Origin of the sequence: Brucella cytisi, assembly GCF_038433355.1 — a bacterium.
GTDB lineage: Bacteria > Pseudomonadota > Alphaproteobacteria > Rhizobiales > Rhizobiaceae > Brucella > Brucella cytisi.
The window spans coordinates 57,651-70,449 of the sequence record NZ_JBCAUP010000011.1 but is presented as its reverse complement, the minus strand read 5'-3'; the positions used below and the strand labels follow the sequence as shown (position 1 = coordinate 70,449).

The following is a 12,799-nucleotide window of genomic DNA, read 5'->3' as shown; positions in this document are numbered from 1 at the left end:
TCAGCCACGAATCATTACATTCGGGTCAAATGTCTGACTTTCCCGACGATATGCCGTTTTTCGGCGATGACAACGCTCCGGCAGGCCGCACGCCTGCTCCCGGTGGCATTGCCGCACGTGCCATGGCAGCACGCAACCAGCAGCGTGGCGAACCCGATTACCTGAAAGGACTGAACCCCGAACAGCGTCAGGCTGTCCTGACGACAGAGGGTCCTGTTCTGGTGCTTGCCGGTGCGGGCACGGGAAAAACGCGCGTTCTGACGACGCGTATCGCACATATTCTGACCACCGGCCTTGCCTATCCAAGCCAGATTCTCGCCGTGACTTTCACGAACAAGGCCGCGCGCGAAATGAAGGAGCGTATCGGTCATCTGGTCGGCGGCGCAGTCGAAGGCATGCCGTGGCTCGGCACGTTTCACTCGATCGGTGTTAAGCTTTTGCGCCGCCATGCGGAACTTGCAAATCTGACATCGGATTTCACCATCCTCGACACTGATGATGTGATCCGCCTCATCAAGCAACTCATTCAGGCTGAAGGCCTCGATGACAAGCGCTGGCCTGCCCGCACCTTCGCCAACATGATTGACGGCTGGAAGAACAAGGGATTCGGGCCATCCGATATTCCTGAAGGCGATGCGCGCTCATTCGGTAATGGTCGTGGACGCGAGCTTTATCAGGCCTATCAGGAGCGCCTGCGCACATTGAACGCCTGCGATTTCGGCGATCTTCTGCTGCATCCGATCCGTATCTTCCGCAATCATCCGGATATCCTGCGCGAATATCACGCGAAGTTCCGCTACATTCTGGTGGACGAATATCAGGATACCAATACGGCACAATATTTGTGGCTGCGTCTGCTGGCGCAACGACCAAAATCACGAACGACAGCGCCAACGCAGGCCGGAGGCTCGCCGGTACAGCCCGCCAAGGCATCCGAAGCCTCCCGCAGGACCGATGAGCGCAGCGAATTCGGCGTGAGTGGAGATAAAGTCAATCTGTGTTGCGTCGGCGACGACGATCAGTCGATTTACGGCTGGCGCGGAGCGGAAGTGGACAATATTCTTCGCTTCGAAAAGGACTTTCCCGGCGCAGTCGTCATCAAGCTGGAGCGCAACTACCGCTCCACTGCCCATATCCTCGGTGCAGCCGCCCACCTGATCGCACATAACGAGGGTCGCCTTGGTAAAACGCTGTTTACCGAAGCACCCAATCCGGACGATCCACGGGTCAAAGTTCATGCGGCCTGGGACTCGGAAGAGGAAGCCCGTGCTGTCGGCGAAGCCATTGAGCAGGCCCAGCGTCAGGGGCATCTCCTCAACAACATGGCGATCCTCGTCCGCGCGTCTTTCCAGATGCGTGAATTCGAAGACCGTTTTGTCACACTCGGTCTCAACTACCGCGTCATCGGCGGCCCGCGCTTCTACGAGCGGCTCGAAATCCGTGATGCGATGGCTTATCTGCGCGTTGTCGCGCAACCGGCCGACGATCTGGCGCTGGAGCGCATCATCAACACGCCTAAGCGTGGTCTGGGCGAAGCCGCAATCCGCCAAATCCACGATTATGCCCGCGCACGCGATATTTCCATGTTCTCGGCGGCCTGCGATCTCATTGAAACCGAGGAATTGAAGCCGAAGCCACGCTCCGCACTGCGCGAAGTGGTCGAAAACTTCCTGCGCTGGCAGTCCCTGATCGACAACACGCCGCATACGGAGCTGGCCGAAACCATTCTGGATGAATCCGGCTATACGGCCATGTGGCAGAACGACAAATCGGCAGAAGCACCGGGCCGGCTTGAAAACCTCAAGGAACTGATCCGTTCCATGGAGGAATATGAGAGCCTGCGTGGATTCCTTGAGCATGTCGCACTCGTCATGGACGCCGAACAGAACGAGGATCTGGATGCCGTCAACATCATGACGCTGCATTCGGCCAAAGGTCTGGAATTTGAAACCGTCTTTCTTCCTGGCTGGGAAGAAGGCTTGTTTCCGCACCAGCGCGCGCTTGATGAAGGCGGGCGTTCCGGCCTTGAGGAAGAGCGCCGCCTCGCCTATGTCGGCGTGACCCGCGCCAAGAAAAACCTGCATATCTGGTTCGTTTCCAACCGGCGCATCCACGGCATGTGGCAATCGACCATTCCTTCTCGTTTTCTGGAAGAACTGCCGGAAGCGCATGTGGAAGTGGCCGAACTGGAAGGCAATTACGGCGGTTATGGCGGTGGCTATGGACAATCCCGCTTCGACAAGGCCGATCCGTTCCAGAACTCCTATTCCACACCCGGCTGGCAGCGTGCACAGCAGAACCGTTCCGATGCCACTCGCAACAACTGGGGTTCTCGTTCGGGCAGCAAAGTGGAACGCATCGGCTATGGCGAGACCGATTCCGGCTTCGGTGCCGGGCGCGGCTCCGTGAAGGGACGCACGATTGACGGTGAACTCGTGGCCAAGTCAGTGGCCGATAAGCCATCGGCCTTCAAGGCGGGCGACCGCGTGTTCCATATCAAGTTCGGCAACGGAACGATTTCGCTTATCGACGGCAACAAGCTGACCATCGATTTCGACAAGGCCGGACAGAAGCGCGTTCTCGATAGTTTCGTCCAGCCGATCTAAATTCACATCTCCAACGGAGAAACAGGGCAGCCGGATTATTCCGGCTTGCCCTTCGTCCACGTAACATCACCCTTGTAAAGCGGCACGGTTGAAAGCGACGTTTTCGCTGAACCGTCCTGAACCTGTGTCGCATGGGCGAGATAAAGCAGCGTATTGTTTGTCTTGTCGTATATGCGCGTGATGACAAGCTTCTTCCAGATCAAGCTTGTACGCTCGGAGAACACCCGTTCCCCGCCCTTACCGAGATCGATATCTGCGATAGTGATCGGCCCTGTCTGCTCGCAAGAGATGGACGCATTGGACGGGTCCTCAAACCAGTTGCCTTTCTGCAGCCGGTCGATCATGCCGCGCGAAAACGACGCCAGATGACAGGTTACGCCCTGCACTTTCGGATCCTGTACGGCATCGATGACGATATCGTTTCCAAGCCAGTCGACGCCAACCTTGCCAACTTCTTCAGCCGGAGCGGCCGAAGCCGCAACGACCAACATGGGAGCAAGCAACAACCCGGCAAAACGCTTCAGTCCGACCATATCTTCCAGCCTCCAGAACTGTTGTGATGCCAAGGTGGGTGAACAATTGCGGCTTTGCAAGAGCCGGAATTCAGCCGCTCCACTTTTCCAGAAACGCTTCGATTTCGAGCGTCTGGATGTCTGGAACCGCTTCATAGAGCTTTTCCACCGACCAGTTCCACCATTCGAGTTCGAGCAGTCGGTCTATGACAGCATTATCGAAGCGTTTGCTGATGAAACGAGCGGGAACACCACCGACCACATGATAGGGTGGCACATTCTTCGTCACGACCGCATTCGCGCCAATCACGGCACCGTGGCCAATCTGAACGCCCGGTGTGATGACCGCGCCGTGGCCGATCCATACATCGTTGCCGATGATCACGCGCTGCGCCTGACGCCTTGCCCGAAACTCGCCATCAACGCCCAGATAACGAAAATACTCATTCGGTCGATAACTGACTTTATGAGTCGTGAGCCGCTCCATCGGGTGTTCGAGAGCATTGATGCGAACATTCGCAGCAATGGAACAAAACTTGCCGACCTCGGCATAGATTCCCTCGCCGTTCCGCTCGAAATAAGTGAAATCGCCGACCGTGACTTCACGAAGAATCACACGCTCGCCAATATCGGCATACCGTCCCAGCTTGACGGATTTCAGCTGAGCTGTCGAATGAATGCGGGGTTCGCTGTTCTGGAAACGGAGATCATCTGACGACATCATTGCAAATTCACCTCAAGCTTCCCTGCAGCGCAGTCAGCTCTGGAACGAACTGCTTAAGCCGCTTCCTGCGAACTATCTTGCTCGCCGGAAAGATAATCCTTGATAACATTCGGCAGAACATCGTCAAACTTCGCAATGAGGGTCCGGTGAATTTGGGCTCGAAATGCGGGATCGAAACGCTCAAAACCCTGCACGCAGCCGAAGGGCGCTGAACCGGCCTCGATTGCTTGCAGTTCTTCCGCCCAATGTTTTTCCTGGACAAAATCCAGATAAGCCAGTTCTCTCGCCGGACAAACAGAAGCTTTGTGCCGCAAAATCTCCAGATGATTGGAGAGAGCAACCGTATTGAACTGTTCGATATCGCGATACCGGAAACTTACCTGCTTATTCAGAACGCCGGGTTTCTCGGCTAAGAAAGTCGCCAACGTGCTGCGCCGCAGCGGGTGCGGGTGATGGTGGATCGACATGAAGCGATCCTTCATGCCAGCCGCAACGGCGCCTTTCCATTGCGCCATGCGGAACTTCGGAAACGTATATTCGTACCGCGATATCTTGCCGAGCAATCGGCGCAGCTTGTACTTCCAGCGGGTATTTTCAGGCCGCACCCAATCACCATGGAGAACAGGACGTTCGTTCTCATAAAGATCGGAAATTGTCAGCGGAGCATTCACAAAGAAATCGTCGTTGGAGTAGATGAAATGTTCCGACAAACCCGGTATCCGCCACATCGCGCCTTCGATAGCACGGGCGTTGAACGAAGGACGGGCAGCGGGCAGACCTCTAAAAATGTCATCATGGGACACGATCTGGATAAAAGAAGCATCACATTTGTCCTCATGCTTGAATGCATCGAGGAAACGGGGCTTTTAATGATCGGTGATGATGAAAATGCGCTTGATGAACGGGGCGAATTTGATGACGGAGATAACGTTCGTTTGTAACGGCTTCGAAATGCGTACGATCAGAATTTGGCGCGAACCTTTTTCTGGCAGCCATATGCGCGGGATCCTGCCCGTCAACCCAAGCGATTACGTAATCGACTTCCAAAATTGCTCTCACAAGAAATTGCAATTTTATGACCGAAATATATCAGTTCGATCAACCTTGCAAAAAGAAAGAACGAAGAAGCTGTTCAACTTTGGTCACGCGAATGAGACAGGAGCCAAACTGTGCGAAGAGCCATTTCCACCGCGCGACAAATAGTCAAAAGTTTCAGAAATTATTGAAAATTGAGCAAATGGCCGTACATTACCGCCATGCTCTTCATGATGCAGGATGCGGCTATATCGACGGTTCTGCAACGCATAAAGAAAAGATAGATTGTTGATCAGTGCATCAAGGCGCGTTCGGAAATTCAAGGCTGACTGGACATGAAAAAATTCCTGCCCATCTTCATCATCGCCTTCATCGTCGTTATCGTCGGCGCTGCGGGTCTCAATCTTTTCCGAGACAAGGAAGCGGCTAAAGAACCCTTCGGCGGTCCGCTTAACCTTGTGACCATGGATGGCACGCCTTTCACCGAGAACGACTTGCGCGCTGCGCCAGCAGCAATCTTTTTCGGCTTCACCCATTGCCCGGACGTCTGCCCCACCACGCTCTATGAGCTTGATGGCTGGCTGAAGCAGCTTGGGCCGGAAGCCAGTGACATCAAGGCTTATTTCATCACCGTTGATCCGGAACGCGACACGCAGGAAGTCATGAAGACCTATGTCGGCAACGTTTCCGACCGCATCATTGGCATCACCGGTACACCACAGAATATTGCTGATATGGTCAAATCCTACCACGTCTACGCCAAGAAGGTTCCGGGCGAAGATGGCGAATATACGATGGATCATACGGCATCGGTATTTCTGCTCGACAAGGGCGGTCGTTTCCGCAGCACCATCGCCTATCAGGAAAACCCGGATACGGCTCTGGAAAAGTTGAAGAATCTGGCCAAAGGCGCTGCAAAGAGCTAAATAGAATCTACGAAGCATTTCCATCGGAAATGCGTCAGAGCCTGAATCAAAAAGCGGCATGTATGTGCGAAAATGGTGATTTTCGAGTACCGGAACGCAGAAAAATTGCAAATTGCAGCCATACAGGGCGGCTTTTGGAACAGACTCTCAAAGATAGAGAGCTTTATTACTTCATGGCCCAGTCACGACTTTTCTTTTCGGCGGATAAGGCGGAAGCCGAGCGCGTCTACAACGTTCTCGAACAGGCTTTCGAGGAAGACGGCTTCCCCATCGCTATCACCGAAATCGATGAAGACCGGCAGATTTTCGAGGTGTCGGTCTATGTCGAGGACGATGCCGAAGATGTCGCCAAGCGGATCGATGCGTTGGTCGGTGCGGACATTTTCGCCGTCGAAGAACTGCCCGACATCGACTGGGTCACACATTCGCTGGAAGGTCTGAAGCCTGTCAGAGCCGGACATTTCTTTGTCCATGGCTCGCACGACCGCGACAAGATCGAAGCAGGCGACATCCCTATCGAAATCGATGCTGGTCTTGCCTTCGGCACTGGTCACCATGGAACGACCGCAGGATGTCTTGAACTGATCGAGGAAACCGTCAACAGCGAACATCCGACCAATGCGCTCGACCTTGGCACCGGCAGCGCTGTTCTTGCCATCGCCATCGCCAAGCTGGCTCCCATTCCGGTACTGGCTACCGACATCGACCCTATCGCCGTTACGGTCGCCGCTGAAAATGCCGCCAAGAACGGCGTGGCAGAGCACATCGTTACGGCAACGGCGGAAGGCTTCGGCCACCCGATCTTCCGTTCCTATTCGCCATTCGACCTCATCGTCGCCAATATTCTTGCCAATCCGCTTATCGAGCTGGCACCTTCCCTCAAGGAACATATGGCATCCGGCGGTTCCATCGTTCTTTCTGGAATACTTGACAGTCAACACGATGCAGTGCTCGCTGCCTATCAGGCACAGGGACTCACCCACCAAAAGACGCTGCATCGCGAAGGCTGGGTAGCAATTCATCTGAAATAACAGGCCGTTTGAACCACGGCGTATTCCTGTTTTGAGCGAGTTAAATCTATGGCTTTTCAGAGTTTCGACGTCACCACAAATCCGGCCAATGGTGGCCCACGCGTCGCGAAGCTGCGCGCGAAAATGGCTGAACTTGGCCTTGACGGCTTTCTGGTTCCTCGCGCGGATGAACACCAGGGCGAATATGTTCCGCCCCATGCGCAGCGCCTCGCCTGGCTGACCGGCTTCACCGGTTCGGCTGGTGCCGCGCTCATCCTCAAGAATAGCGCCTATATTTTTGTCGATGGACGTTATGAACTGCAGGTCCGCGCTCAGACCGATCCGAAGGTCTTCTCCTATGAAAGCCTTGTCACAAATCCACCGGCTTCCTGGCTAGCGGAAAACGGCAAGGGCCTGCATATCGGCTTCGATCCTTGGCTCCATACCATTTCCGAAGCCCGCAGTTTACGTGAAGCACTGGAGGCTCAGGGCGGGCAACTGGTTCCCGTCGAAATCAATCTCATCGATGCCATATGGGGCGATCAGCCTGAAGTACCGACGGCGGAAGTCACCATCCAGCCTGCCCGCTTCTCCGGCCATGAAGCGGAAGACAAGATCAAGGAAATGCAGGCCGCAGTTGCCGCAAGCGGCGCCAGCGCAACTGTCCTGACCGATCCGTCATCAGTTGCATGGGTGTTCAATATCCGCGGCAAAGACGTGTCCAACACACCACTGCCGCTGAGCTTTGCCATTATCCCTGCAAAGGGCGAACCGGAGCTTTTCATTGATGAACGCAAGCTCGCCATCGAACCGCACGCCTATCTGACCCAGCTCGCCAAGCTCTCGGCGCCGAGCGATCTGGAAGGGCACCTCAGTGCTCTCGCGGCCAAGGCAGAAGCTATTCTTCTCGACCCGACCCTTGCGGCTGAGCAGCTCCGCCTCGTTGTCACCAGCGCAGGCGGCAGTGTGATCGAAGGCAAAGACCCTGCCCGTATTCCACGCGCAATCAAGAACAAAGCCGAACTTGACGGCTCACGCGCTGCCCATGAGCGCGACGGCGTGGCAATGGTCAATTTTCTCTCGTGGATCGACGCCCAGAAGCCCGGCACAATCGATGAAATCAGCGCAGCGCAGAAGCTGGAAGAATCGCGTGCCGATGCCGGGCGCGACTTCCAAATGCCGCTGGAAGACATATCCTTCGACACAATATCTGGTGCGGGGCCAAATGGCGCGATCATCCATTATCGCGTCAATACCGACACCAACAGAACGCTTGAAGATGGCGAGCTTTATCTGGTCGATTCCGGCGCGCAATATCGTGATGGCACCACCGACATCACCCGCACCGTCCCCATCGGCAAGGTAACACCGGAGACAATCAAGGCATTCACGCTCGTGCTGAAAGGTGTGATCGCGATCACGACGGCCCGTTTCCCAAAGGGAACGCGCGGGCAGGATATCGATGTTCTGGCGCGTATCGCACTATGGAAGCACGGTTTCGACTATGCGCATGGAACCGGCCACGGCGTCGGCTCCTACCTGTCAGTGCACGAAGGCCCACAGAGCATTTCGAAAAAGGGCGCACAGGAACTACTGCCGGGCATGATCCTTTCCAATGAACCGGGCTATTACAAGCCAGGTTCATTCGGCATCCGCATCGAAAATCTCATCATCGTCACTGAACCGGAAGTGCCGGAAGGCGGCGACATTCCGATGATGGGCTTCGAGACACTGACGTTCTGCCCTATCGACCGGCGCCTGATCGACAAGTCGCTTTTCACGCAGGAAGAAATCGACTGGCTGAACAGCTACCATGCCAGCGTGCGCGAGAAGCTGTCAGGCCACCTCAAGGACACTGAACGCAAATGGCTTGAAGCGGCAACCGCGCCGCTTTGATAATGCATTCACACCGTGAAATGGCGTAGCGCGATCAAAAGCGCTACGCCCGCAAAGAACATGGTCATCATGCTGAGCCGCAACGAAAGCACGATGCAAACCGCGAGCACGAGCAGTTCCCGCCAGCCATGATCCGAAGCAGGCGCGGCCACGATGGCCGTCAGAACGGCTGCAGGCACGGCGTTGAGCGCCGCTTCCACCCGGTAATGCACACGACTGAAGCGTGACAGGACCAGATGCCCACCAATACGGGTGAGATAAGTGCAGAGCGCGCCCGCAAGAATGATCCAGATTGTGATGGACATTTACGCCTCCCCTTCGCGTGGCCTGGCAATAATCGCCGCAAGAACAATCCCGCCAAGTGCGCCCAGCGAAACATGCCACGGAGATCCCACGAACTTGTAGGCCGCCACGGCTGAAATCGCACTGACGATGACGACCGGCTGCCAGTTCTGTCGATGACGGAAACTCATCACCATGCCGAGAAAATAGATCGGCAGCAGAAAGTCGATGCCGAAGGCATAGGGGTTTGTAATCAGATTGCCGAACAGCCCACCGATTAGCGCTTCGACAACCCAGGTCAGATAGAATGTGAGGCCGATGGCCATATACCAGACGAAGGTGACCGGCTTACCGGCTTCCGCTCGTTGTTCAACTTCCGCATACTGGATGTCTACCAGTACGAAAAAGGCCAGTGCCTTCTGCCATGGCTTGAAGTGACGGATACGCCGACCTGTGCTCGCCGAATAAAGCACGTGCCGGAAATTGACGGCGAAGATCGACATGACAATCATCCACGGCGCGATATTCTGGCCGAAAAGATCGAGCCCGACCATCTGGCTGGCACCTGCATAGATGATGGAACTCATGAACACCGCTTCGGCGAGCGACAATCCGTTATCGACAGCAAGCGCACCGAACAGCAGGCCAAAGGGCGCGCCGGCAACGACAAGCGGAAGTCCGCGTCGGACACCGTCAATAATATCGGCGCGCGCTGAAGCCCTTACGGGCCGAAAAGTCTGATCCACGAATATTCACTCCTCCGAATGAAGAGTAGTTAGGAAATTCTGGGGCCTGTTGGAATAAGATTTCCCAAAAAATCATACTATTAAACAGGAATGCCGCATTTGCGCATCACTCATAAATCCGGCAGATGCATTCATGAACGATCATGATTGTTGCGGAACTGTCTTTTCGATTTTGTGCATCCAGTCCACAAGCGGGCGGGCCCGTTCGGTGAAGTCGACAAGACGATCTGCCAGATCGGTGCGGGTAATCGTTTCAGGGTCGATTTCTATCCGCACCGAGAAATGCCGATTGCGAATTGCTTCCAGCAAATCATCATCAGTGACGGCCTCGAAACCACGTGGCGTGCGTTTCAGCCGGTCGTAATCGCTGATTTTCAAACCGTTTTTCTTGAGTTTCGCGACCATGGTGCGGAATTCTTCCGGCTTCTCGGCAATGGCCGTGCGTATAGCCAGAAGCAGTTCTTTTCTTGGCCCCCACCAAGCCACACAGGCGTAGCAGTCGCGGACACCCGGCAGGCCGATGCAGACATAGAAGCAACCGCTCTCGTCCCACTTTGTACCCGATTGCGACAGCAGCGCAGACAGATGGCGGTTATAGGGGGCCTTGTCCTTGGAAAATCGCGTATCGCGTTTGATGCGGAACTGTGATTTCACCCGATCACCCTTGAACGGCAGACCGGCTTTTTCAAAACGACCCGTCAATTCCTCGACAAGATCTCCAAGAGGTTCCTTCAGCTGCTGCTCGAAAAGATCCTTGTTCTCGACGAACCATTCGCGATTCTGATGAAAATCCAGAGCTTTCAGAAACGGGATCGCTTTTTCACCAAAACCGCTGAACGGGGCCATTAGTCTTCTCCGACCAGTGTGAACCAGGCGTCTTCATCGATGACTTCGATGCCCAACTCGGATGCCTTGGCGAGTTTGGAACCAGCGCCCGGTCCGGCCACCACAAGATCGGTCTTTTTAGAAACCGATCCAGCAGTCTTTGCCCCATAGCGCTCAGCCATGGCCTTTGCCTCATCGCGCGACATACGTTCCAGACTGCCGGTAAATACCACTGTCTTGCCTTCGACCGGCGAACCGGTAGCAACACGCGCTTCCTCATCAAGCGGCGTCACTTCGGCCAGAAGAGCGGCCAGCACTTGCACGTTATGCGGCTCCGCATAAAAATCCACGACAGCTTCAGCAACGATGGAACCGATGCCCTCAACCGCAATCAATTCCTGCCAGGCGTCGTTACCCTTGTCGGTGCGGTCGCCTTCTTTTGGCGGAACCGCTTCCAGAGCCGCTTTTTCAAAGGCGGTATAAGACAGATACGCGCGCGCAAAGCGCTTGGCATTCACCTCACCAACATGACGGATACCAAGGCCGAACAGAAAGCGATGCAGGGCAATTTCACGCCGATCATTGATCGCATCGTAAAGCTTCTTCACGGAAGTCGCGCCGAAACCTTCAATGTTCTCCAGTTTCTTGAGAGGCGAATCCGCCTGTCGCTTTTGCAGCGTGAAGATATCGGCAGGCGATTTGATCTTCAGGCTGTCATCTTCGGCATGGAAGAAAAACTCGACCTGCTTTTCGCCAAGACCTTCGATATCGAATGCATTGCGCGATACGAAATGACGAATGCGCTCAACCGCCTGCGCAGCACAGGTCAGACCGCCGGTGCAGCGATAGACCGCCTCGCCCTCTTCGCGCACGGCATGGCTGCCACAGACCGGGCATTCATGCGGGAAATAGAACGGCACGGCATCGGCCGGGCGTTTCTCCAATACGACATCGACAATCTGCGGGATCACATCGCCTGCGCGCTGCACGATAACCGTATCGCCAACGCGAATGTCATGCTCATCCGCGCGAATACGCTCTCCCTTGAGGCCGATACCCTTGATATAATCCTCATTGTGCAGCGTCGCATTGGTCACGACCACGCCGCCGACAGTGATCGGCTCCAGTCGCGCCACCGGCGTCAACGCGCCAGTGCGCCCGACCTGAATGTCGATACCGCGCAAGATCGTCGTAGCCTGTTCTGCCGGAAACTTGTGCGCAATTGCCCATCGCGGGCTGCGCGAGCGGAAACCGAGCCGCGTCTGCAGATCGAGCCGATCAACCTTATAGACGACGCCATCAATGTCATAATCGAGTTCGGCGCGCTCAAGGCCAATAGCACGGTAATGCGCAAGCAATTCATCTGCACCGTGAAGCCGCTTCGTCAGCGGATTAACCGGGAAACCCCATTCGCGGAAAATCTCGACCATGCCCATCTGCGTATCGGCAGGCATGTCCGACATCTCACCCCAGGCATAGGCAAAGAATTTCAGCTTGCGGCTCGCCGTCACCTTGGCGTCGAGCTGGCGGAGCGAACCCGCTGCCGTGTTGCGCGGGTTCACATAAGTCTGCTTGCCTTCAGCGGCCATCTGTTCGTTGAGCGCGAGGAAATCGCTCTTGGCCATATAGACCTCGCCGCGCACTTCCACGATGGAAGGCGCACCCGCCGGAAGCCTGTTCGGAATTTCGGCAATAGTGCGGATATTCGCCGTCACATTCTCACCGGTCGTGCCGTCACCGCGCGTCGCACCGCTGACCAGAATTCCATTCTCGTAACGGATCGACATGGAAAGCCCGTCGATCTTCGGTTCAGCGGTAAATGCGATGGAATTATCCGGTAACTGCCCCAGGAAGCGATAGACACTGCCCACGAAATCGCGGACGTCATCGTCTGAAAACGCATTGCCGAGCGAAAGCATAGGGCGTGCATGAACAACCTGCGCAAATTTGGAAACAGGTGCTGTGCCAACACGCAAGGACGGGCTGTCTGTCCGCACCAGATGCGGGAAGCGCGCTTCAATCGCATCGTTACGCCGCTTCAGCGCATCATACTCGGCATCCGAAATCTCTGGCCGGTCATTGGCATGATAGAGCTCATCATGATGCGCAATTTCACGCGCCAGCCGTTCCAGTTCTGAAGCGGCTTCAGGTTCAGTCAGTTTTTCGACGGGAGTATCGGTCATAAGCGGAGCAAAACCTGCTGATTCAATTTTGCTCAACATAACCAAGAAATGGCA

Annotated in this window: 12 protein-coding genes; 5 read left to right on the top strand and 7 right to left on the bottom strand. The window is 55.4% G+C overall.

Going from position 1 to position 12,799, the window contains the following annotated elements:
* The first annotated feature begins 29 nt into the window (after positions 1-29).
* Positions 30-2,606: an ATP-dependent helicase gene (locus tag AAE521_RS12010; RefSeq protein WP_071630037.1), complete on the top strand. Its 2,577-nt coding sequence runs from the start codon at positions 30-32 to the stop codon at positions 2,604-2,606.
* A gap of 35 nt (positions 2,607-2,641) precedes the next feature.
* Here the strand turns inward: AAE521_RS12010 and AAE521_RS12005 are convergent, their stop codons facing one another.
* The 3 genes from AAE521_RS12005 to AAE521_RS11995 form a co-directional block, all read right to left on the bottom strand.
* A complete protein-coding gene (locus tag AAE521_RS12005) occupies positions 2,642-3,139 on the bottom strand; it encodes a CreA family protein (protein ID WP_071630036.1) in 498 nt (165 codons plus the stop codon).
* Between the two features lie 70 nt (positions 3,140-3,209).
* Entirely contained in the window at positions 3,210-3,842 is a 633-nt protein-coding gene (locus tag AAE521_RS12000; protein ID WP_342061412.1) for a DapH/DapD/GlmU-related protein, read from the bottom strand.
* A 53-nt stretch (positions 3,843-3,895) separates the two neighbouring features.
* Positions 3,896-4,645 (bottom strand): hypothetical protein, encoded by a 750-nt coding sequence (locus AAE521_RS11995; protein WP_235817395.1) that lies wholly within the window; start codon positions 4,643-4,645, stop codon positions 3,896-3,898.
* Here AAE521_RS11995 and AAE521_RS11990 point away from each other — a divergent pair.
* The 4 genes from AAE521_RS11990 (at position 4,541) to AAE521_RS11970 (ending at position 8,709) form a co-directional block, all read left to right on the top strand.
* Positions 4,541-4,783 carry a hypothetical protein gene (locus AAE521_RS11990; protein WP_235817401.1) on the top strand — a complete coding sequence of 81 codons (243 nt, stop codon included), beginning with the start codon at positions 4,541-4,543 and terminating at the stop codon, positions 4,781-4,783. The genes AAE521_RS11995 and AAE521_RS11990 overlap by 105 nt on opposite strands.
* 429 nt (positions 4,784-5,212) lie before the next feature.
* Positions 5,213-5,803, top strand: a complete 591-nt coding sequence (locus AAE521_RS11980; protein ID WP_010659745.1) for an SCO family protein — start codon at positions 5,213-5,215, stop codon at positions 5,801-5,803.
* A gap of 173 nt (positions 5,804-5,976) precedes the next feature.
* On the top strand, positions 5,977-6,834 hold the full coding sequence (locus tag AAE521_RS11975; protein ID WP_071630033.1) for a 50S ribosomal protein L11 methyltransferase: 858 nt from the start codon (positions 5,977-5,979) through the stop codon (positions 6,832-6,834).
* Between the two features lie 48 nt (positions 6,835-6,882).
* Complete coding sequence (locus AAE521_RS11970) at positions 6,883-8,709, top strand: aminopeptidase P family protein (RefSeq protein ID WP_342061411.1); 1,827 nt, start codon at positions 6,883-6,885, stop codon at positions 8,707-8,709.
* Between the two features lie 8 nt (positions 8,710-8,717).
* Here AAE521_RS11970 and AAE521_RS11965 read toward each other — a convergent pair whose 3' ends face one another.
* The 4 genes from AAE521_RS11965 to ligA form a co-directional block, all read right to left on the bottom strand.
* Positions 8,718-9,014: an AzlD family protein gene (locus AAE521_RS11965; RefSeq protein WP_342061410.1), complete on the bottom strand. Its 297-nt coding sequence runs from the start codon at positions 9,012-9,014 to the stop codon at positions 8,718-8,720.
* Positions 9,015-9,737 carry an AzlC family ABC transporter permease gene (locus tag AAE521_RS11960; RefSeq protein ID WP_342061409.1) on the bottom strand — a complete coding sequence of 241 codons (723 nt, stop codon included), beginning with the start codon at positions 9,735-9,737 and terminating at the stop codon, positions 9,015-9,017. It lies immediately after the preceding gene.
* 141 nt (positions 9,738-9,878) lie between these two features.
* The gene (locus AAE521_RS11955) at positions 9,879-10,583 is read right to left on the bottom strand and encodes a DUF2461 domain-containing protein (RefSeq protein WP_342061408.1); all 705 of its coding nucleotides are present in this window, start codon (positions 10,581-10,583) and stop codon (positions 9,879-9,881) included.
* On the bottom strand, positions 10,583-12,745 hold the full coding sequence (gene ligA, locus AAE521_RS11950) for an NAD-dependent DNA ligase LigA (protein WP_342061407.1): 2,163 nt from the start codon (positions 12,743-12,745) through the stop codon (positions 10,583-10,585). The genes AAE521_RS11955 and ligA overlap by 1 nt, the downstream gene beginning before the upstream one ends.
* Positions 12,746-12,799: the final 54 nt, after the last annotated feature.

Excerpts from the sequence above, each read along its gene's own strand:
- AAE521_RS12010 (WP_071630037.1), top strand. The coding sequence starts at position 30 with ATGTCTGACTTTCCCGACGATATGCCGTTTTTCGGCGATGACAACGCT.
- AAE521_RS12005 (WP_071630036.1), bottom strand. The coding sequence starts at position 3,139 with ATGGTCGGACTGAAGCGTTTTGCCGGGTTGTTGCTTGCTCCCATGTTG.
- AAE521_RS12000 (WP_342061412.1), bottom strand. The coding sequence starts at position 3,842 with ATGATGTCGTCAGATGATCTCCGTTTCCAGAACAGCGAACCCCGCATT.
- AAE521_RS11990 (WP_235817401.1), top strand. The coding sequence starts at position 4,541 with ATGTTCCGACAAACCCGGTATCCGCCACATCGCGCCTTCGATAGCACG.
- AAE521_RS11980 (WP_010659745.1), top strand. The coding sequence starts at position 5,213 with ATGAAAAAATTCCTGCCCATCTTCATCATCGCCTTCATCGTCGTTATC.
- AAE521_RS11975 (WP_071630033.1), top strand. The coding sequence starts at position 5,977 with ATGGCCCAGTCACGACTTTTCTTTTCGGCGGATAAGGCGGAAGCCGAG.
- AAE521_RS11970 (WP_342061411.1), top strand. The coding sequence starts at position 6,883 with ATGGCTTTTCAGAGTTTCGACGTCACCACAAATCCGGCCAATGGTGGC.
- AAE521_RS11965 (WP_342061410.1), bottom strand. The coding sequence starts at position 9,014 with ATGTCCATCACAATCTGGATCATTCTTGCGGGCGCGCTCTGCACTTAT.
- AAE521_RS11955 (WP_342061408.1), bottom strand. The coding sequence starts at position 10,583 with ATGGCCCCGTTCAGCGGTTTTGGTGAAAAAGCGATCCCGTTTCTGAAA.
- ligA (WP_342061407.1), bottom strand. The coding sequence starts at position 12,745 with ATGACCGATACTCCCGTCGAAAAACTGACTGAACCTGAAGCCGCTTCA.